Annotated in this window: 19 protein-coding genes; 7 read left to right on the top strand and 12 right to left on the bottom strand. The window is 63.5% G+C overall.

All coding sequences use genetic code 11. The features are described 5' to 3' along the window. Positions 1–21: 21 nt before the first annotated feature. The 3 genes from CK221_RS03335 to CK221_RS30710 are packed head-to-tail and all read right to left on the bottom strand — an operon-like array spanning position 22 to position 5868. Positions 22–3354: an error-prone DNA polymerase gene (locus tag CK221_RS03335; RefSeq protein ID WP_095776724.1), complete on the bottom strand. Its 3333-nt coding sequence runs from the start codon at positions 3352–3354 to the stop codon at positions 22–24. Continuing rightward, the gene (locus tag CK221_RS03330; RefSeq protein ID WP_095776723.1) at positions 3351–4826 is read right to left on the bottom strand and encodes a DUF6504 family protein; all 1476 of its coding nucleotides are present in this window, start codon (positions 4824–4826) and stop codon (positions 3351–3353) included. Before CK221_RS03330 ends, CK221_RS03335 begins: the two co-directional genes overlap by 4 nt. Then, positions 4768–5868 carry a hypothetical protein gene (locus tag CK221_RS30710; RefSeq protein WP_095777065.1) on the bottom strand — a complete coding sequence of 367 codons (1101 nt, stop codon included), beginning with the start codon at positions 5866–5868 and terminating at the stop codon, positions 4768–4770. Before CK221_RS30710 ends, CK221_RS03330 begins: the two co-directional genes overlap by 59 nt. A gap of 129 nt (positions 5869–5997) precedes the next feature. Between CK221_RS30710 and CK221_RS30125 the strand changes: the two genes are divergently transcribed. After that, positions 5998–6936, top strand: coding sequence for a hypothetical protein (locus CK221_RS30125; RefSeq protein ID WP_179295069.1), 939 nt, complete (start codon positions 5998–6000; stop codon positions 6934–6936). Between the two features lie 553 nt (positions 6937–7489). On the opposite strand, the gene CK221_RS03310 is transcribed toward CK221_RS30125, so the two are convergent. Both CK221_RS03310 and CK221_RS03305 read right to left on the bottom strand, forming a co-directional pair. After that, positions 7490–7918, bottom strand: coding sequence for a type II toxin-antitoxin system antitoxin SocA domain-containing protein (locus CK221_RS03310; RefSeq protein WP_095777064.1), 429 nt, complete (start codon positions 7916–7918; stop codon positions 7490–7492). 101 nt (positions 7919–8019) lie between these two features. After that, a complete protein-coding gene (locus CK221_RS03305) occupies positions 8020–8964 on the bottom strand; it encodes an IS1595 family transposase (RefSeq protein ID WP_095776720.1) in 945 nt (314 codons plus the stop codon). Positions 8965–9127: 163 nt separating this feature from the next. Between CK221_RS03305 and CK221_RS03300 the strand changes: the two genes are divergently transcribed. Then, entirely contained in the window at positions 9128–9565 is a 438-nt protein-coding gene (locus CK221_RS03300) for a metallopeptidase family protein (protein WP_066991616.1), read from the top strand. Between the two features lie 25 nt (positions 9566–9590). On the opposite strand, the gene CK221_RS03295 is transcribed toward CK221_RS03300, so the two are convergent. Next, entirely contained in the window at positions 9591–9797 is a 207-nt protein-coding gene (locus CK221_RS03295; protein ID WP_095776719.1) for a DUF1737 domain-containing protein, read from the bottom strand. A gap of 56 nt (positions 9798–9853) precedes the next feature. Further along, positions 9854–10735, bottom strand: coding sequence for a CoA ester lyase (locus CK221_RS03290; RefSeq protein ID WP_095776718.1), 882 nt, complete (start codon positions 10733–10735; stop codon positions 9854–9856). Between the two features lie 535 nt (positions 10736–11270). Here CK221_RS03290 and CK221_RS03280 point away from each other — a divergent pair. The 3 genes from CK221_RS03280 to CK221_RS03270 are packed head-to-tail and all read left to right on the top strand — an operon-like array spanning position 11271 to position 14718. Further along, positions 11271–11969 carry a response regulator transcription factor gene (locus tag CK221_RS03280; RefSeq protein WP_095776716.1) on the top strand — a complete coding sequence of 233 codons (699 nt, stop codon included), beginning with the start codon at positions 11271–11273 and terminating at the stop codon, positions 11967–11969. Next, positions 11957–13528 (top strand): HAMP domain-containing sensor histidine kinase, encoded by a 1572-nt coding sequence (locus CK221_RS03275; RefSeq protein WP_095776715.1) that lies wholly within the window; start codon positions 11957–11959, stop codon positions 13526–13528. Before CK221_RS03280 ends, CK221_RS03275 begins: the two co-directional genes overlap by 13 nt. A 23-nt stretch (positions 13529–13551) precedes the next feature. Beyond that, positions 13552–14718 (top strand): FAD-binding oxidoreductase, encoded by a 1167-nt coding sequence (locus CK221_RS03270; protein ID WP_095777063.1) that lies wholly within the window; start codon positions 13552–13554, stop codon positions 14716–14718. Here CK221_RS03270 and CK221_RS03265 read toward each other — a convergent pair. From CK221_RS03265 to CK221_RS03245, 5 genes are all read right to left on the bottom strand, one after another. Further along, on the bottom strand, positions 14637–15446 hold the full coding sequence (locus CK221_RS03265; protein ID WP_095776714.1) for a DUF72 domain-containing protein: 810 nt from the start codon (positions 15444–15446) through the stop codon (positions 14637–14639). The two genes, CK221_RS03270 and CK221_RS03265, sit on opposite strands and share 82 nt — an antisense overlap. A 42-nt stretch (positions 15447–15488) precedes the next feature. Further along, positions 15489–15977, bottom strand: coding sequence for an SRPBCC domain-containing protein (locus tag CK221_RS03260; protein WP_095776713.1), 489 nt, complete (start codon positions 15975–15977; stop codon positions 15489–15491). 34 nt (positions 15978–16011) lie between these two features. Continuing rightward, on the bottom strand, positions 16012–16461 hold the full coding sequence (locus tag CK221_RS03255; protein ID WP_095776712.1) for an SRPBCC family protein: 450 nt from the start codon (positions 16459–16461) through the stop codon (positions 16012–16014). Beyond that, complete coding sequence (locus tag CK221_RS03250) at positions 16458–16778, bottom strand: metalloregulator ArsR/SmtB family transcription factor (protein WP_066991637.1); 321 nt, start codon at positions 16776–16778, stop codon at positions 16458–16460. The genes CK221_RS03255 and CK221_RS03250 overlap by 4 nt, the downstream gene beginning before the upstream one ends. A 75-nt stretch (positions 16779–16853) precedes the next feature. Continuing rightward, positions 16854–17279 (bottom strand): GNAT family N-acetyltransferase, encoded by a 426-nt coding sequence (locus CK221_RS03245; RefSeq protein WP_095776711.1) that lies wholly within the window; start codon positions 17277–17279, stop codon positions 16854–16856. A 158-nt stretch (positions 17280–17437) separates the two neighbouring features. Between CK221_RS03245 and leuD the strand changes: the two genes are divergently transcribed. Further along, positions 17438–18043: a 3-isopropylmalate dehydratase small subunit gene (gene leuD, locus CK221_RS03240; protein ID WP_066991643.1), complete on the top strand. Its 606-nt coding sequence runs from the start codon at positions 17438–17440 to the stop codon at positions 18041–18043. A gap of 73 nt (positions 18044–18116) precedes the next feature. Further along, positions 18117–19061, top strand: coding sequence for a hypothetical protein (locus CK221_RS03235; RefSeq protein WP_095776710.1), 945 nt, complete (start codon positions 18117–18119; stop codon positions 19059–19061). Positions 19062–19166 lie beyond the last annotated feature (105 nt).

Here is a 19166-nt window from a genome sequence, read left to right as displayed (position 1 = left end):
GCGCCGGCGGGCCGGTTGCCGCTACTGGAAATTGCGCCCCTTGGGCATGACCTGTTGCGCCGCGCCCGACAGGGCGTCGACATGCTGCCGCCCCGGCAGGCTGCGGTTCGCGGAGCGCTCCGGTCCATTCGGTGACCCGGCGGGCTGATGCTCGATGGTGGGCGGCTCCTGCAGGAGGACGCTCAGCCAGGGCGTCAAATCCTCGATCCTGTCGGCGACGATGTGGATGACATCCGATTCCTGCTGCAGCTTGCCGGTGACGCGGATGAAGCGTGCGCCCATCACGATAGAGCGGAAGCGGTCGAAGACGCGCGGCCAGATGATGACATTGGCGATCGCCTTTTCGTCCTCCAGCGTTAGGAAGATCGCATTGCCCTTGCCGGGGCGCTGGCGCACCAGCACCAGGCCGGCGACGGTGACGCGGCGGCCGTCGCGCACCGACGGCAGGCGGACATTAGGGGTGATGCCGGCGCGGTCAAGCCGCTCGCGCAGGAAGGCGACGGGATGTTCCTTCAGCGACAGGCCGAGCGAGCGATAGTCGTGGACGACATGCTCGCCGAGCGGCATTTTCGGCAGCTTCGTCTCGGGCTCCAGCTCGCGCAGTCGGAGCGTGGGCTGGTCGAACAGCGGCAGTTTCTCGGCAGCGCTCCTGCCGTCCAGCGCGCGCACCTCCCAGAGCGCCGCGCGTCGGTCGAGGCCGAGCGAGCGGAAGGCGTCTGCCTGGGCCAGCCTTTCGATCTCGCCGACATCGAGGCCCGAACGCAGCCAGACATCCCTGACCGATCGATAGCCGTCGTCGCGCCGGGCGACGGCGGCCTCCATCCGTTCCTCCGAAAGCCCCTTGATCTGACGGAAGCCAAGCCGCACCGCATGAGCCGTCTCGATGACGCCGCGCATCGAGGCATGGCGTTCGAGGATGCGCGAAGGATCGAAACCGGCCCCCTCCAGCGTGCAATCCCAGACGGAATGGTTGATATCGACCTCACGCACCTCCACGCCATGGTCGCGCGCGTCGCGAACCAGCTGGGCGGGCTGATAGAACCCCATCGGCTGCGAGTTCAAAATCGCGGCGCAGAAGACGTCGGGATAGAAGGTCTTGAACCAGCAGGAGGCATAGACCAGCAGCGCGAAGGAGGCGGCATGGCTTTCCGGAAAGCCATATTCGCCAAAGCCTTCGATCTGCTTGAAGCAACGTTCGGCGAATTCCTTTTGGTAGCCCTTGTCGACCATGCCGTCGATCATGCGCTGGCGGTAGTTGCCGATCGTGCCGGTGCGCTTGAAGGTGGCCATGGCGCGCCGCAGCTCATCGGCCTCGCCCGGCTGGAAGCCGCCGGCAACGATGGCGATCTTCATCGCCTGCTCCTGGAACAGCGGCACGCCCAGCGTCTTGCCGAGAATCTCCTTCAGTTCCGGCTTCGGGTATTCGGCGTTCTCCTTGCCCTGCCGTCTACGCAGATAGGGGTGCACCATGTCGCCCTGGATCGGGCCGGGCCGCACGATAGCCACCTCGATGACGAGATCGTAGAATTCACGCGGTTTAAGCCGCGGCAGCATCGACATCTGGGCGCGCGACTCGATCTGGAAGACGCCCAGCGTGTCGGCTCGGCAGATCATGTCGTAGACGCGAGGGTCCTCCGGCGGCAGCGAGCTCAACTGATGCGGCCGGCCGTATTTGTCACGCGCCTGCGGATAATGATGCGTGAGCAAGGTCAGGGCTCGCTTCAGGCAGGTCAGCATGCCGAGCGCCAGCACATCCACCTTGAGGATCTTCACCGCGTCGAGATCGTCCTTGTCCCACTCGACCATCTTGCGCTCTTCCATCGCCGTCTTGACGATGGGCACGACCTCGTCGAGCCGGTCGCGGGTGATGACGAAGCCGCCGACATGCTGGGAGAGATGGCGGGGGAAGCCGATGATCTCGTTGGCGCGTTCCAGCACCTGCCGCGACAGCGGATCGGCGCGGTCGAGGCCACCGGCATTGGCTTCCCTTTCGCCGAGCTCCGAGGTCGACCAGCCCCAGATGGTGCTCGACAGGGCGCTCCTGACGTCTTCGGACAAGCCCATGGCCTTCGCCACCTCGCGCAGGGCGGAGCGGCCGCGATAGCTGATGACGGCGGCGGCCAGCGCCGTGCGCTTGGCGTTGTATTTCTCGTAAATATAAGCGATGACCTCGTCGCGCCGTTCATGCTCGAAGTCGACGTCGATGTCGGGAGGCTCGTTACGTTTCTCGGAGATGAAGCGCTCGAAGAGGGCATCGATCCGGTCAGGGCCGACCTCGGTGATGCCGATGCAGAAGCAAATGACCGAATTGGCGGCCGAGCCGCGCCCCTGGCAAAGGATACCCTTGCTGCGGGCGAATTTCACGATGTCATAGACGGTCAGGAAATAGCGCGCATAGTTCAGCCGCTCGATCAGAGCGAGCTCGCTGCCGATGCGCCGCAGCACTTCTTCCGGGATTCCGGCCGGATAGCGCACGGCCGCTCCTTCCCGCGCCAGGCGTTCGAGCTCGGCCTGCGGTCCGAGGCCGGATTCCGTCGGCTCGTCCGGATAATTGTATTCGAGGTCGCTGAGCGAGAAGGTGAGCTCGTCGGCGAAGCGCAGCGTCTCCGCCAGCGCTTCAGGGTGTCGGCGGAAAAGCCGCGCCATCTCCAGCGGCGTCTTCAGATGACGCTCGGCATTTGCCGTCAGCTCCAACCCGACCTCGGAAACCGGCGTGTTGAGGCGGATCGCGGTCAGCACGTCCTGCAGCGGGCGGCGGTCGGCGGCATGATAGAGCACGTCGTTGGTCGCCATCAGCGGGATGTGCAGATGGTGGGCCATCGCCGCCGCCTGCTCGATACGGAAGCGGTCGTTGCCGCCGTAATCAGGCGCCACGGCAAGCCGAAGCGCGGCGCCGAAACGATCCTTAAGCCGGCTAATGAGCGTCAGATTGTCTTCCGCGCCTCCCGACAGGTTGGGCAGGATGGCCAACGACATCAGATCGCCCCATTCGAGAAGGTCGCTGAGTTCGAGCAGCGTCGCGCCCTTCTCGTTCTCGTCGCGCAGATTGGCCTGCGTCAGCATGCGGCAGAGATGCCCCCAGCCCTTGCGGTCGCGGGGGTAAGCCACAATGTCCGGCGTGCCGTCGCAGAAAACCAGGCGGCAACCGGGATGATAGGCCAGCTTCTCGACCCTGGCCTGCTGCCAGGCCCGCACGACGCCGGCGACCGTGTTGCGGTCGGCAAGGCCGATCGAGGAAAAGCCGTAGAATTTCGCCGTGACCACCAGCTCCTCGGGCTTGGAGGCGCCGCGCAGGAAGGAAAAGTTCGACTGGATGCCGAACTCGGCATAGGGGATGGCGGTCAGCGCGTTCATGCGAAGACCCCGTGCATGAACCAGCGCGGCGCGGCCTGCGAGGCGCTGCTGTAGAGGCCCTGGCGGTAGAGCCAGTAGCGGCGCCCCTCGCTGTCCTCGATGCGGTAATAGTCGCGCGTCGGCGCCTCTTCCTCGCCGGGCATCTGCCGCCACCATTCGGCGGCGATGCGCTCCGGCCCTTCGGCGCGGGCGACGCGGTAAAGCGCGCGCCGCCAGCGGAAATTCATCGGCGGGCCCTCGGGGATCTCGGTCGCCGGCACCTCGATCGGCTCGGGCGAGCGGAACAGCCGTACCGGCCGCTCCGGCGGGAAGATGGTCATCGGAGGTGCTGTCCGGTCGGGCTTCGGCGGCATGCGCCTTTGCGGCGCCTCCGCGAAAGGAACCGTGGTAACGGCGCGCTCCGGCAGGTGGCTATCGACGATGACCGGCTTCAGCACGGCGGCTTCGCCGAGACGGGCACGCACGCGGTCGGCGAATAAAGCGATGTCGGCGTCATCGTCGCTTGTCTCGCCGGCAAGGTCGCCCTGCAGCATGTCGAAGGTGGCGACCGAAAGCACCGACAGCCGCACGAGGTCGAAGCCGAAGCCGGCATCGATGGTCTGTTCCAGCGCGGTCAGCCGTTCGTGAAACAGCTTTCGGATCAGCTGCGGCTCGCGCATGGGGCGCGAGGTGCCAACCGCGATGCGGCTGACGAGGCCGTCGACGCGAAAGAGGAGAAGGGCGAGCGCCCGCGCCCCTTCGCCGCGGCGCTCGAGGTCGGCCTTCAAGGCAACGGCAAGCCGACTCACCAGCCGCTCGATGTCGTCGGTGAGCATGATCGGCTCGGCAAGATGGCGCTCGACCGAGAGCGGCGCCACGGGAAGGCGCGGCGACACCGCCTCGTCGAGCCGGCCGAGCGCCTGGTCGAGGCGCAGAAGCAAGGTGGCGCCGAAGCGGCGGGCGAGCGGCGCGCGGGGTGCGGCCATCACCGCCCCCGCCGTGCGCAGGCCGACGCTTTCCAGGCTGGCGCGGGTTTCGGGCGCGATGCGCAGCGCCGAAAGCGGCAGGGGCGAAAGCAGCGCCGCCTCCTCGCCGCCGGCAACGATGCGGTCGCCGTGGAAGCGCGCCGCCGCCCAGGCGGCGCCCGGCGTCGAGGCGAGGCCGGCGCGAACATCGAAACCCTGCTGGAAGAAACGGGTGAGGATCTCGTCCTGCATGGCCCGCTCGCCACCAAACAGGTGCGTGCAGCCGGTGACGTCGAGAAACAGCCCGTCCTCGCCGTCGATCGCCACCAGCGGCGTGTAGCGGTCGCACCAGTCGGCGAGGCCTTCGAGCAGGCGGCGGTCGGCCTCCGGGTCGGCCTCCACCACATCGATCGACGGATGCATGGCGCGCGCGTCGGCAATGCCCATGCCGCGCTTCAGCTTCAGCGCCTCAGCCCGCTCGTCGAGGGCTGCGATGCGCTGGGCGTTGCTGTCCCGATGGCTGATCACAAGCGGTGGGCAAGATGGGGGCAGGTGATGCGAGGGCCGGGAACGCCAGGACCGCCCCAGACGCTGGCGCAGGATCCGCTCCGCGCAAAGATAGGGGAACCACAGCGACAGAATTCGTTGCCCGCTCTTCCTCGGGCCTTCTTTCGGCAAAAGCGTGCTCATCAGGGTTCCACTCCAGTGTGAATTGTCCGGGCAGGGCCGTGCGGCTCTTGCCGATATCGACGGTGAAGCCGGGGCGGCCGATCGAGCCGGCCAGCGCGCCGGCGAGCGTTTCGCGGCTCGCCGCGGGCGCTGCCGAAACAATGAGGCGCACGGGCGCCGCGGTGGGCTCGGCCTGGCCGGCCTGACGCAGCAAAAACACCGGCCGGCCGGCGCTCTGGGCGCGGGCGTGCAGCCGCCGCGTCGCGGTAAGGTCGAGAAGCCGCGGGCTGCCGCGGATCTCGAGGAGGACGGCGGCGAAGGCCGTCATGCGGGCGGCCTCCTCGGCGATCCACAGCGCGTCGACCAGTTTCGGCGCTTCGGAAAACAGCAATTGTTCGGGCTCGATGCCGAAGAAGGCGTGGAGGCCCCTGGCATAGGGAAAGCCGGCCTCGCGGAAAATCTCCGCCGTGCCGATCCAGAGGACCGGCAAGCCCTGCTTCTGTTTGAGGATCAGGCTGGCGAGCGACAGCGCAAAGCCGGCCACGGCGCCGGCATCGCGGGTCTCCAGCCCATGGATTTCACTGAGCGCCGCCTTGGGCACGCCGCCGCCGAGGGCGGTGTCGAGGCGTTCTATGCCGGTATGCAGGAAGGCATCCGGCGAGGCCACAGCTAGGCCGCGCCGGACGATAGTGATTTCGGGGGTGACGTCCGATCCCGCGGCATCGCCAGCTATTTGTTTTTTTGCAAGTCCGGACGGAAAACCGCTTCGCACTGTTCCTGGAATGGCTTTTGGCGCGCCGGAAGCCGGCGCTTCCAGGCGCTCGGGCAGCGTTCCCTCGATCTTCGCGATCTGTCGGCGCAGGGCAAAAACAGTTTCCCGCGCCACGGCGCTTATCGCCATGACGTTCACTTCCGGCAGTAGTTGTTCCTGTTATGTTCTTATAGATTCCAGAGGGGCCTGGAAGAGTCAAGCGGAGTCGCAAGGAATTTATTCCGCATATTGTACTTCGCGTACCCAAGAGGTATGACCATGTGGAATAGACCTCATGGGAGCGCAAGGGCCTACGGGCTGGTGCGATTAACTGACTTGTTAAATTGCAGCCTCATTGGCCTTGCAGGCCTAGTCTCTGAGCTAACCCTGCAGGACATCGTCGGCAGTCAAATTGAGCGCGGGCTTGTCCGCCTTGTGGATGATTCCGACGACGTAATAGCCGAAGAAACAAGGTCACGCCTCAAGGGCTGGATCGAGAAAATAGGCTATGCCGTAGCCCAGGAATACGAAATGTCGGCGGCTCGCGACCGCATTGAGCGATTTAGCCAACTCATTGCTAAGCCAGACGCTACAAATCGCGAGGTCCATTATCAAATCAAGGCGCTGCGCGAAGCCGTAGATGACGGCCTAAGAGGACAGTTCCTGTACCGGTATCCCAAAGACAAGGCTGAGGTCTTGGCGTCATGGAAACGAGATTGGAAAACGGTATTAGAGTCGTTCTCAGACACTGAAGCCGACATCAAAGCTGGTGTCGATATATGGGCGCTTGGCCACCACACAGCGTCAGTGTTTCATATGATGCGCGTTCTGGAATACGGTTTGGGGGCCTTGGCGCGCAATGTCGGCCGAGTGTTCGATATTCAGAACTGGTACAACATCATCAACGAGATTGAGGCAGCGATTAAGCAGGAAGATAAAACCCTTGCGCGAGGCCCCGAGAAAAACGAGCGCCTACGTTTTCTCTCCGAAGCGGCCAAGGAGTTTTCGTACTTCAAGGACGGATGGCGGAATTACGTATCGCATAACAAGTGCACCTACGACGAGCACCAAGCTCGAAGCGTCATGGAACATACGCGTCACTTCATGACGATCCTTGCTTCGAACCTGTCTGCCGAGGTTTTGGCAAAATCCGATCAAGAGCCCGATCAAAATCCTGAGAGTCCTCATCAATCTGAAGCTCCCGAGCGGCTTCAATGAATCGCTCGGATTGCTCTTTCTGACTAAGGGCCTTTGCCTTTTTGCCCGGCGGCTTTCGGGCGATATTAGTCCTGGAATTCATAAGCGCACTTGTCCCTATCTTTGTGATGCGGATCAAAGAAAACGATGCGCAGGCAGTTTCGCTCCCGAACCCCATATAGGCGCGTTCCCGCGTCGAGCCTTAGGGAGAAAAGTGTGTCAGCCAAAATGCCCCTTTCTTTGAGGCGGTCTTGGACGTCCTTCTTGAATTTGTCTCGTGAAATAGGGTGGCTATTAGTGCCGCTGGAACGGCCACCAGACGCCTTTTGAATGTCCGCCCACGTCATTGTTTCCAAGGACGCCAAATGCTTTTCGATGTGCCCGCGAACATTTGCGATATGCGACTCAACGGTTTGAGATCCCCTTGGGCCATCCCAATCAAAGTCGCAAAAGCGCCAAACTGGTGTCTCTTTTAGGTAGGAATCAGGATCGACTGAAAGCCGTACAGGCTCGTCGGCTGGTCGTTTCCCGCCTATTTTCGGCTTTAGCTTGCCCTTTTTCCCCATAGCCCACACTACAGCGATGAATAGTACCGATGCATAGATGCGTGTGAAATGACGGCGTTACTTCGTTCTCCGGGAGCGGAATCGCGTCTGGCTTTGACCCATGGGTCTTCCATGTGAGTTAGATCGCTCAACCACTGAGCGGTTTTCTTGCCGTAAAACTTAACGACCTTGCTGATCGTGCGCTTTTCACGCGACGTGAGACGATTAGAATTCCCGCCTTGGATGTCACTGACCAAAAAGGAGTTTGCATGCATCCTCCAGAGGTCAGGGCAGACAGGTCCATCCCTCCATGCCTCAATGCGATTGCTAAATAAAGGATGTTCAGCCCACACCAAGTGCCACGCCTGCGCGTAATACACTAGCTTTTGCAGCTTCATCGCGGTCATTTCACCGCGAAGTTCTATGATTTCCTGCGCAACGTCCAACACGTCTGCCATGGCTTGCCTCATTTATTGAGGTTTCGGACGGATTATGGAGCTATTCCCTTACCTGTGGCTTGCGGCGATATTTGGAAGGCCGCCAGACGCCATACGGGGCCTCACCTTGCACTAGTCGTTTCATATGTGAGGCGCTTGCCGACGACACCCTCAAGGATGCGGCCAGCGCGCGCCTCGTCGTTCACGCCAAGGGCTACGCGCTGATTGTGGCGGAAGTCAAATTCCGCAAGGTAGCGGTGAAGGTGCTTCTCAGCGCAATGCTGATAAGTGCCCTTCATGCCGCGCTTGAACACGCTGAAATAGCTTTCGATGGTGTTGGTGTGAGCGCCGCCGCGCACATATTCGCCAGCCGAATGCTTAACGGTCCAATGGCTGCTGAAGGTCGCGCCAATGGTCGGGTAAAGATTGCTCTCGTCGGTCATGAGGACGCTTTCGTGAGCGATGTTGGCCGCGACCAGCTCGGACACGTTGACCTTGGTCGCCTGCGCAACGTGGAAGGTGCGCACGTTGCCGCCGCGCCCGATAAGGCCAAGAATGGCGCGCTTCTCAGCCGCCTTGCCCTTCTTGATGTAGGGTCGGCCATGACGATGTTTAGACGGCTCCGGATTGGCCTTCTTGCCCCAATAGGTCTCGTCGGCCTCGACAATCAGACCGTTGCCACCAAGCGGGCCAAGGTTGCCGTCGCGCATAGCTTCACGAATGCGGTGCGACATGAACCAAGCGGTTTTCAGGGTCACGCCAAGGGTGCGGTGAAGCTGGTTGCTCGAAATGCCCTTCTTGGACGAGGCGATAAGGAAAATCGCCTGTAGCCAGTGGTGCATTTTGATGTGGCTGGCCTCGAAGATGGTGCCGATCTTCACGGTGAAGGGCTTGCGGCACTGGTAGCACTTGTAGGTGCCAATCCGGGTGCTCTTTCCTTCCATCTTCGAAATGCGTTCGAAGCCGCCACAATGCGGGCAAACGGGACCGTTCGGCCAAATCCTGGCTTCAACGAACTTGTAGGCTTCGGCCTCATCGTGGAAGTGGCGGTCAGAAAGAACCGACATCGGACTAACTCCTTGTGACTCCTTTCTAATCCCGAAAAGTGGGTACGTCAAGTATAATATGAGGAATTTATTCCTTCGGCTTTCAGCTTCCAAGGCCCAGCCAGCCGGGCCCATTTGCCTCGACCGGCGTGAAAGCCTATATGCCGAGGTCAAAGGAAACCTCATGGCCCGCATCTACAAGACCCGCATCTGGCACGACCAACTCTCGCCATCGATGGATGAGATGGAACTTCTGGCGCTGGAGGCCTACGCCCATCTGCCGGAGGAGTTCCGCAAGCTCACCGGCGAGATCATCATCCAGATCGCCGATTTTCCGACCGACGAGATCATGGACGACCTGTCGCTGGAGACGCCCTTCGATCTGCTTGGCCTGTTCGAGGGGCGCGGCATCGCCGAGCGCTGGAACCCGCAGACCGGCGAGGGGCCGAACCGCATCACGCTCTACCGCCGCGCCATCCTCGACTATTGGGCCGAGAACGAGGAGACGCTGGGCGACATCGTCACCCACGTGCTGATCCACGAAATCGGCCACCATTTCGGCCTGTCGGACGACGACATGGAGCGGATCGAGGAAGCGGCCGAGCAGGCAGCGGCGGGGTGACGAATGAGAGGGCTGCCGCCCTTTCCTACCAATCGCTGAGCTTGGTGTCCGAGGTGTATTCCTGGCCCTCGATATCCTTCACCACGGCCTGGCCGCAGCGCATCGACTTGGTCGTCTTGTCATAGGCATAGGTCGGCGAGCCGAACAGGTGCCAGCCCTTGTTCAGGGCCGCCGTCACCTTATGGCAGAAAGTGGAATCGTCCGGACCGGACAGAAAGCGGTAGAGTTTCATTTTCGACCCTGTCGTGACCAATGCTTGTCTATCTTTCCTGGAATCGCTCGAGCGCATCATGCGCCGATGATTGCGGCCTTCGCCAGAAGTTTCTCGGCTTCCGCCAGATGCAGCCGCTCGACCATGCGGCCGTCCAGCGCAATGACGCTTTTGCCGCCATTTTCGGGCCGTGAGAACGCCTCCCTGATCGCGCGCGCCTTGGCCAGCGCCTCCGGCGCCGGCGCAAAGGCGCGGTTCGCCGGCTCGATCTGGGCGGGGTGGATCAGCGATTTGCCGTCGAAACCCATGGCGGCCGCCTCGGCGCATTCCCGCGCCAGGGCGTCCAGGTCGCGAAAGTCGTTGGCGACGCCGTCGATCACGTCGAGGCCGCCGGCGCGGGCGGCGAGCACAAGCTGCAGCAGCCAGGGCGTGAGATAGCGCCGGTCGGGCGTTGCCAAAATGCCGGTCGCTTTCACCAGATCGTTCGTTCCGGCAACGAAACAAGCAAGGCGAGAAGCAGGATCGCGGCCAAGCTCGGCGATGGCGCCGACGTTGAGCAGCGCCTTGGGCGTCTCGATCATTGCCCACAGTTTAACGATATCCGGCGCGAAATTGTCGTCGAGCAGGTCGCCGGCCTCGAGGATGTCGCGCGGCGTGCCGATCTTGGGCAAAAGAATGCCATCGGGCTCTGCCTTGGCGACGGTCAACAGGTCGTCGATGCCCCATTCACTGCCGAGCGGATTGATGCGCACCACCATCTCGCAGCGGCGCGCCGGCCGCGCGGCGAGGATGCCGGTCAGCTTGTCGCGCGCGGAAACCTTGTCGGCGGGCGCGACGCCGTCCTCGAGATCGATAATGACCGCGTCGCAGGCCAAGGACGGGATCTTGGCCAGCGCCTTGTCGTTCGAAGCGGGCATATAGAGCACGGAGCGGCGCGGGCGGTAGGTGTCAGAGGTCATGGCCGATCTATGCAGGCTGGAGACGAGTGAGGCAAGGCGGCACCATAGAACTCATTTGCGTTCTGGCTAATTGTCGAAGCGAAGCCGGCGATGGCAGCGCCCCTCTCCCCGTCACTATACGGGGAGAGGATGCCGGCAGGCAGGTGAGGGGCGGCGCCAGCCTGAAACGACTTTGCTCCTGCACGAAATCTGCAAATCCTTGCGGAAAACCTCCTCCAATCCGCCGCGCGCTTTCCGCAGCCGCCGGCGAAACAGGCGGCATGCGAACACATCACAGATCCCGCTGGTCCCTGCCCCGGCGCCTCCGCAACGAAGGCTGGTGGTTGGTCGAGCCGCAGAGGCCGCGCATAACGGCGGTCATGCTTCCTTTCATCCCAAGATCACGGCTGCGGCATGCCATGCGAGCGGCGGCGCTCGGGACGGTTCGGTCTTGACGCCAGCTTTCACGACTGGCGGCCTTTGCGCGCTCTCGACAAGCACGGCCCGCTTGCTAATCCTGTCATGACAAAACCGTATTCAGCGAGCTGCCGATTCCATGCCGCACAACATCCTCGTCGCCGACGACGATCCGCATATCCGCGAGATCATCTGCTTCGCGCTGGAAAAGGCCGGCATGAAGACGGCCGCCGTCGCTGACGGCGCCGCCGCGCTGCAAGCGGTCGAGCGCCGCGCGCCCGACCTCATCGTGCTGGACATCGGCATGCCGGAAATGGACGGGCTGGAGGTCTGCCGCAGGCTGCGGCAGCGCTCCGACGTGCCGGTGCTGTTCCTGTCGGCCCGCGATGAAGAAATCGACCGCATCCTCGGCCTTGAAATGGGCGGCGACGACTATGTGACGAAACCGTTCAGCCCACGCGAGCTGGTTGCCCGCGTCAACGTCATCCTGCGGCGGGCGCGCCCGGCGGTGGTGGAGGAAGGCGCAGACGACCGTCGGTTCGCGCATGGCAAGCTGGTGCTGGTTCCGGCAAGCCATGCGGCGAGCTTTGAAGGCAGGCCGCTCACCCTAACAGCGATCGAGTTCGCGATTCTGAAAGGGTTTCTTGGCCGCCCGCAGCATGTGCTTGGCCGCGATGCGGTGATGGCCAATGCTTACCAATCCAACATCCATGTCTCGGAACGCACCGTCGACAGCCATATCCGCAACATCCGCGCCAAGCTGGCGGCGGTCGGCTGTTCGGATGCGATCGCGACCGTGCATGGCGTCGGCTTCCGGCTCGGCCGATGCGGTGGCTGAGCAAGGAGAAATGGCGGCCCAGGCTCGCCACCGTGGTCGTCGCGATCCTGATCGTGGTGATGGCGCTGCCGCTGGTCGGGCTGTTCTTCTTCCGTCTCTATGAAAACCAGCTGATCCGCCAGACCGAGGGCGAGCTCATCGCACAGGGCGCGGTGATTGCCGCCGTCTATGCCGATGCGGTGCGCGCGGCCGGCATTGCACCGGAACGGTTGGGAACGCCGATCTCGGCGGATCCGGCAAGGGACAATAATTACCCCTATCAGCCGATCGAGCCGCAGCTCGACCTTGCCTCCGACAATGTCATGCCGTCGCGACCCGCGGCCGTTCCCGCCACCGCCGATCCGGACTTCGCGGCCATAGGCGCAAAGCTCGACGGCATTCTGGACGAGGCGCAGAAGACAACGCTTGCCGGCTTCCGGCTGCTCGATCCGCATGGCGTGGTGATTGCCGGCGGCGGTGAGGTCGGACAGTCTTTCGTTGAGGTCGAGGAGGTGCGGCAGGCGCTCGCAGGCGCCTATGCAAGCGAGCTTCGCCTGCGGATTCCCGACCAGCCGCCGCCGCCGCTCTATTCGGTGAGTCGCGGCACCAAGGTGCGCGTCTTCGTCGCCTTGCCGGTCGAGCTCGACGGCAGGGTCGCCGGCGTGGTCTATATGTCGCGGACGCCGAACAACATCGTGAAACATCTCTATGGCGAGCGCGGCAAGGTCACGCTCGCGGCGATCGCGATTCTCGGCGGCACGCTGCTGATCGCGCTGGTGTTCATCCGCACCGTCAGCCGGCCGATCTACGCGCTGATCGAGCGCACCAAACGCATCGCCGCCGGCGACCGCGAGGCAATGCGGCCGCTCGCCCATCACGGCACGCGCGAGATGGCGGCGCTGTCGGCCGCCTTCCTCGACATGGCGCAAAAACTCCAGGCGCGCTCCGACAGCATCCAGACCTTCGCCACCCATGTCTCGCATGAGCTGAAATCGCCGCTGACGGCGATCCAGGGCGCGGCCGAGCTGCTCAGGGATTCCGGCGGGACGATGGACGAGGCCGAGCGACGGCGTTTTTCCAACAACATCGTCACCGATGCCGGACGGCTCAATCTGTTGGTGCGCCGGCTGCTCGAACTGGCGCGCGCGGAAAACCTGGCGCCGAGCGGCGAAAGCACGACAATCGGCGCGGCGCTGGCGCTGCTGCCGGTCGACGCCAGGCTGGAGGTACGAGTCGAATCGGGCAGCGATATCGGCCTCGGCATCTCGGGCGAGAATCTCGCGATCGTGCTTGCCAACCTCGTCGACAATTCCGCACGGCACGGCGCGAAGCAGGTGACGGTCGGCGCCGAAAAGGCGGGCGAAAGGGTGGCTCTCCATGTCGGCGACGACGGCGGCGGCATTTCGGCGGCCAATCGCGCAAAAATCTTCGAGCCGTTCTTCACCACAAGGCGCGAGGCCGGCGGCACCGGCATGGGCCTCGGCATCGTGCTGGCCCTCCTGAAAGCGCATGATGGCACGATAACGCTGGTTGACTCCGAACGCGGCGCGCGCTTCGAGATCAATTTGCCGGTCGCGTGAGGACCGGCGAATCGGAGAACAAAGTGCGTTACGACATCGTCATCATCGGCGGCGCCATCGTCGGGTCCTCGGTCGCCTACTATCTGCGCGAAGAAGGTTTTACCGGCTCCATCGCGCTGATCGAGCGCGATCCGCAATTCTCGCAAGCGGCGACGACGCTGTCCCTGGCCTCGATCCGCCAGCAATTTTCCATTCCTGAAAACATCCGCCTGTCGCAATTCACGCTGAAGCTGTTCCGGCGGCTGAAAGAGACTTTCGGCGCCGATGCCGACATCGGCTTTCGCGAGGGCGGTTATCTGATCCTCGCCGGCGAGGCGGGGCTGCCGATCCTCAAGGCCAATCACGAGGCGCAGATCGCCGAGGGCGCCGATATCGTGCTGGAGGATGCAGGCCAGCTCGCCCGCCGCTTCTCCTGGCTTTCGACCGAAGGCATTTCCGCCGGCGCCTATGGCCGCGGCGGCGAGGGCTGGTTCGACGCGCATGCGCTGCTGATGCTGTTCCGCAAAGCGCTGCGCGAGAGGAGGATCGACTTCATCACCGCGTCGGCCACCGGTATCACGCGCCAGGGCAGTCGGGTCACCGGCGTCGCCCTCGACAATGGCGAGACGCTGGAAGCGGGCATCATCGTCAACGCCGCCGGCCCGAACGCCGGCAAGGTCGCGGCCTTTGCCGGGCTCGCACTGCCGGTCGAGCCGCGCAAGCGCAACGTCTTCGTCTTCGAGGCACGGGAAAAATATGCCGACATGCCGCTGCTGGTCGATCCCTCCGGCATCTATGTGCGGCCGGAAGGCTCGGTCTATCTCACCGGCGGCGCCGAGCCGGAGGAAGGCGACCATGCACCCGATCCCAAGGATTTCGAGGTCGAGTGGCCGCTGTTCGAGGACGTGATCTGGCCGACTTTAGCCACCCGCGTCCCGGCCTTCGAGGCAATCAAGCCGACACGCGCCTGGGTCGGGCACTATGATTACAACACCCTCGACCAGAACGCGGTGATCGGGCCGCATCCGGAGGTGGAAAACTTCCTCTTCGCCAACGGCTTCTCCGGCCATGGCCTGCAGCAGGCGCCGGCGGTGGGCAAGGCGCTCTCGGAACTCATCGTGCATGGCGGCTATCGGACGATCGATTGCACGGCGTTCGGATATGAGCGCGTCGCGGCGGGGCGGGCGTTCAGGGAATTGAACGTCATCTGACGCATAATCGCATCGACCGCCAGCGCGTTGCCGAGCGCATGCCCGCGCGCCGTATTGTCGAAAATGCACCATACCTCGGTGGCTGACGCGCCCGCGCTGGCGAGCTGGGCGCTGATCTCCAACAGCCGGCCGGCGTCGTAGTCCGAAAAATAGACTTGCGGCGCGCCATGAAAGCGGAAATAGGCGAGCTCATGCCAGCCACCGGGCGCGGAAGCGGCGGGAACTGAGGCAGGGTCGGCCGCCACGCGCCCGACATGGAGGCGGCTCAGCAAAGCATCCGCCCCCGGCTCGAACCAACTGGCGTGACGCGGTTCGCAGACCAAGCGGCAGTCGATCTTGTCGTGCAACAAGGCGAAGAACTTTTTGGCTATCTGCCTGTCGAACTGCAGACTGGGCGGCAGCTGGACCAAGAGCGCGGCCAGCCTTTCACCGAGACCTCCGACCTCACCCATGAAAGCATCCAGAAGATCATGGCAATCTACCAGGCGGCGCTCATGGGTCGCGGCTTTGGGGATTTTGACAGAGAACCGAAAACGATCCGGGACCGAGCACGCCCAGCGCTCATAGGTTTCGCGCTGATGCGGTTTGTAGAACGAGGAGTTGATCTCCACGACAGGAAGACGCGAAGCGTAACGCTCCAATTGCGAGCCCGTCGCCGGAACAGAGGACCTGTGCGCTGCCGGTATGGTCCATCCGGCTGTTCCGACAAAAGATTTGTTTTGTGCCATGTCCACAATCTGGACAGGCGCGCGTGCAGGTCAAGGCGGGGCTCAGGCGGCGAGGCGGCAGCCCAGATGTGCCTGTAGCCAGCCGAGCACGCGCGCCCAGCCTTCGGCGTGCTCCGCCGCGGCGTCCGGGAAGCCGGCGAAGCCGCCATGGCACACGGTGAGCCGCGTGCCGGCAGAGGTCGGCTCCAGCAGATAGGCAACCGTCGTTTCGTGACGGCCGAGCGTCGGGTGATCCCAATCGTAGCGCCTCGTCTGCACTACCCTGAGCCCCGTCTCGATCTCGAGGAAGCTGCCGCTGGCGGGCAGGGTCCTGCCGTCGGCCGTCCTCACGATGACGCGCCACGATCCGCCGACGCGCAGATCGGCGGCCCAGCCGATCATCCGGTAGGTCTCGGCCGACCCCCACCAGCGCTCGACGTCGCTGGTGAGAAGCGCGGTGACGACTTGTTGCGGCGAAGCGGGAAGTTCCGCCGAAGCCATGACCGTCTCGGTGTTCGCCATGGCGCGCGGCCAGCTATGCGGCAGTATCATTGCCAACCTCCTCCGCGGCCGTTCAATGCGTCGTTCAGCCCTTCGATGGCGGGCGCTCGAAACCCTTGCCGGTCTCCAGCAGGCTCTTGAGGCTCGCCAGCACCAGCGGCCAGCCCTTGGACACGTTCGGAATCAGCCGGTGCGGGCCGTCGGCCTCGTGGGTGACGGCAAGCTTCATCAGCTCGCCGTCCTTTTCGATGGTGAAGGTACAGCGCGTGTAGCCGTCTTCCTTCACTTCGGGCAGCCATTCGTTGCGCCATTTGATGACCAGACGTCGGGGCGGATCGATCTCGAGGATCTCGCCCGAGTCGGCCACGCGGCCGTCCGGGAAGATCAGCTTCCAGCTCGAACCCACCTTCCAGTCGCTCTCCTGGTAGGAGCAGAGGAAGAACTGCCGGTTGAACTCCGGATCGGTCAGCGCCGTCCAAAGCTTTTCGGGCGTGGTGCGGATGTAGGTGACGTAGACGAAAGTGTTGTCGCTCACGGCTCTTCCCTTTCAAGTCGTTTCTTCAGGTCGCTCAAGGCATCCAGCCGATGGCGCTCGAATTTGCCGATCCAGCGCTCGGCGATCTCGTTGATCGGAACGGGGTTGAGGTAATGCTCCTTCTCGCGGCCACGGCGAACGGTGGCGACGAGGTTCGCCTCCTCGAGAATTGCCAGGTGCTTGGTCACCGCCTGGCGCGTCATGTCCATCCGCTCGCAGAGCGCGTTCAGCGTCTGTCCGTTCCTGGCATAGAGGCTGTCCAGCAATTGGCGGCGGGTCGGGTCGGCCAAAGCGCGAAAGACGGCATCCATGGTCATGGCCTTAATATGCAACCATTTGGTTGCATGTCAAGCGTCGCGACAGATCGACCGATCACTTGCCAGTGAATGGCATCAGCGCTTGCGGGAGAACCAGAAGGCGTCGGGCATGCGTTTCATGCCGATGCGCTCGTAGAAGCCGACCGCGTCAGGCATCGAGATCAGGCTGATGGCGACGGACGTGCCGAGCTGGCGGCGTGCCTCGTCCATCAGGCCTTTGCCGATGCCGAGCCCCTGCGCCGAAGCCGATACGGCGAGCTCGGAGATGTAGCACACCCAGGAGAAGTCCGTGACGCCGCGCGCGACGCCGAGAAGCGGACTGCCGTCGATATCGAGCCGAGCCGTCAGCACCAGATTGGCATTGCCGAGCATCGCCTTCAGCCGAGTTTCGTCGTCGACCGGCCGTGTTTCGCCGAGGCCGGATTCCACCAGCACGCGGCGGAATTCGCCGACATCGAGCGTGGGCTCGCTTGCGTAGAGGACCTTCGAAGTCGGCGCCATGCGGCCAAGGTGCCCGATCGGCCGGGATTTTGAAAGCAGCCGATCCCGATCTTGTGTTCGATCGTCCAAGCCACGCGACAACAGTTGCCTTTCATTTGCCCCCGGCTTTGTGTAAAGCGTGCGCAAAATTCCCCGCGGAGAGAAGACGGGTAAGGACCATGGACAAATTCACCAAGCTCACCGGCGTCGCGGCGCCCATGCCGATCGTCAACGTCGATACGGACATGATCATCCCGAAGGATTATCTGAAGACGATCAAGCGCACCGGGCTTGGCACCGGCCTGTTCGCCGAGATGCGCTACAAGGACGACGGCTCGGAGAACCCGGATTTCGTGCTCAACAAGCCGGCCTATCGCAAGGCGCAGATCCTGGTCGCCGGCGACAATTTCGGCTGTGGCTCGAGCCGCGAGCACGCGCCTTGGGCGCTGCTCGATTTCGGCATTCGCTGCGTCATCTCGACGTCGTTCGCCGATATTTTCTACAACAACTGCTTCAAGAACGGCATCCTGCCGATCACGGTCAGCCCGGAAGACCTGGACAAGCTGATGGACGACGCCTCGCGCGGTTCCAACGCCACGCTGTCGATCGACCTCGAAGCCAAGGAGATCCGCGGCCCGGATGGCGGCGTGGTCAAGTTCGATCTCGACGACTTCAAGCGTCACTGCCTCTTGAACGGCCTCGACGATATCGGGCTGACCATGGAGAAGGCCGGCGCCATCGCGTCCTTCGAGAAGAAGAACGCCGAGCTGCGCCCCTGGGCCTGAACGGCTGAGGCACGGTGATAGATAGCCCGGCTGCAAGCGGCCGGGTTCGTGGTGGCTGAACGGAGGGACAGTCATGACACGCCCGCTTCTGGCCGGCGCCTGCGCCTTGGCGGCGATCCTTCTGGCGGTGTCCGGGGCGACGGCGCAGAGCCAGACGGCGCCGCAGGCGCCCGCGCCTTCCGACCAGCCCGCCGCCGATCAAGGGGCGGCCGATCAAGGCGCATCGAGCACTTCCGACGCCGCTCCCGCCGACGCTGACAAACAGGCGCCGATCCCGTTCGAGGACGGCCAGCTCACCATCACGCAGCCGGAGCAGGACGGCGAGAAGGTGCTGGCCTATGACGGCAAGCAGCTGGCCAGCAACTACGACGTCTCCTTCGACAGGATCGTCAAGATCGGCGACATCAACGTGGCGCTGGTCGATGTCGGCGACGGCGGCAACCAGTGCGGCCCGGCCAAGGTCATCGTCTGGAAACCGAAGGACGGCGAGATCCGGACCACGACGGTCGAGCAGGACGAATGCGGCGCGCCGCCGGCCGCGGTTTCCGACGACGCCATCTATTTTGTGCCTTTCTTGCTGCCCGGAGCAACCAAGCCGGCCTTGCAATGGTCGCCGACCGAAGGGCTGACGACCTCCGGAAACCTGACCTACACGCCGGAACCCGGCACCGACTGGAAGGACGTCGATTCGTCGAAATACGACAACATCATCGACGCGTTCCACAACGAAGCGGTTTACAAGGCGGCCCAGGCGCTGCTGGGCGACGATATGCCCGACATGGCGACCAGCCTGCTGGTCGGCGGCGGCACCGAAAAGACCGCTTCCGGCGCCTTCTATGCCACCGGCTGCGTGCCGCATGACTGCGGCGGCAATGACGGCTTCATGGCGGTCGACCCGGTCGAGCACAAGGTCTATTTCGCCCGCCGCGGCCAAAATGGCGAGCCGGATGCCTGGCCGCCGGTAAACGACTGGCCGGTGGATATCAAGAAGGCCTATGACGACACGCAGGGGAATTAGCCCGAGCGTCAATTGCCAGGTTGCGTCCTTCGCGCCTCCCCTCTGTCCCGCCAGCATCGCGTTGTCTGGCTCACGACTGGGCTGTGGATGCGTTTCAGAATTACC

The sequence above is a fragment of the Mesorhizobium sp. WSM3868 genome, assembly GCF_002294785.1.
Lineage (GTDB): Bacteria > Pseudomonadota > Alphaproteobacteria > Rhizobiales > Rhizobiaceae > Mesorhizobium.
Note: the sequence above shows the minus strand (reverse complement) of the source record. Positions and strands in the feature narration are given on the sequence as shown.

Coding starts and splice junctions, on each gene's coding strand:
- CK221_RS03300 (WP_066991616.1), top strand. CDS start 9,128: ATGGCCCGCATCTACAAGACCCGCATCTGGCACGACCAACTCTCGCCA.
- CK221_RS03305 (WP_095776720.1), bottom strand. CDS start 8,964: ATGTCGGTTCTTTCTGACCGCCACTTCCACGATGAGGCCGAAGCCTAC.
- CK221_RS03280 (WP_095776716.1), top strand. CDS start 11,271: ATGCCGCACAACATCCTCGTCGCCGACGACGATCCGCATATCCGCGAG.
- CK221_RS03335 (WP_095776724.1), bottom strand. CDS start 3,354: ATGAACGCGCTGACCGCCATCCCCTATGCCGAGTTCGGCATCCAGTCG.
- CK221_RS30710 (WP_095777065.1), bottom strand. CDS start 5,868: ATGGCGATAAGCGCCGTGGCGCGGGAAACTGTTTTTGCCCTGCGCCGA.
- CK221_RS03235 (WP_095776710.1), top strand. CDS start 18,117: ATGACACGCCCGCTTCTGGCCGGCGCCTGCGCCTTGGCGGCGATCCTT.
- CK221_RS03265 (WP_095776714.1), bottom strand. CDS start 15,446: ATGGCACAAAACAAATCTTTTGTCGGAACAGCCGGATGGACCATACCG.
- CK221_RS03245 (WP_095776711.1), bottom strand. CDS start 17,279: ATGGCGCCGACTTCGAAGGTCCTCTACGCAAGCGAGCCCACGCTCGAT.
- CK221_RS03290 (WP_095776718.1), bottom strand. CDS start 10,735: ATGACCTCTGACACCTACCGCCCGCGCCGCTCCGTGCTCTATATGCCC.
- CK221_RS03310 (WP_095777064.1), bottom strand. CDS start 7,918: ATGGCAGACGTGTTGGACGTTGCGCAGGAAATCATAGAACTTCGCGGT.
- CK221_RS30125 (WP_179295069.1), top strand. CDS start 5,998: ATGTGGAATAGACCTCATGGGAGCGCAAGGGCCTACGGGCTGGTGCGA.
- CK221_RS03275 (WP_095776715.1), top strand. CDS start 11,957: ATGCGGTGGCTGAGCAAGGAGAAATGGCGGCCCAGGCTCGCCACCGTG.
- leuD (WP_066991643.1), top strand. CDS start 17,438: ATGGACAAATTCACCAAGCTCACCGGCGTCGCGGCGCCCATGCCGATC.
- CK221_RS03260 (WP_095776713.1), bottom strand. CDS start 15,977: ATGATACTGCCGCATAGCTGGCCGCGCGCCATGGCGAACACCGAGACG.
- CK221_RS03250 (WP_066991637.1), bottom strand. CDS start 16,778: ATGACCATGGATGCCGTCTTTCGCGCTTTGGCCGACCCGACCCGCCGC.
- CK221_RS03295 (WP_095776719.1), bottom strand. CDS start 9,797: ATGAAACTCTACCGCTTTCTGTCCGGTCCGGACGATTCCACTTTCTGC.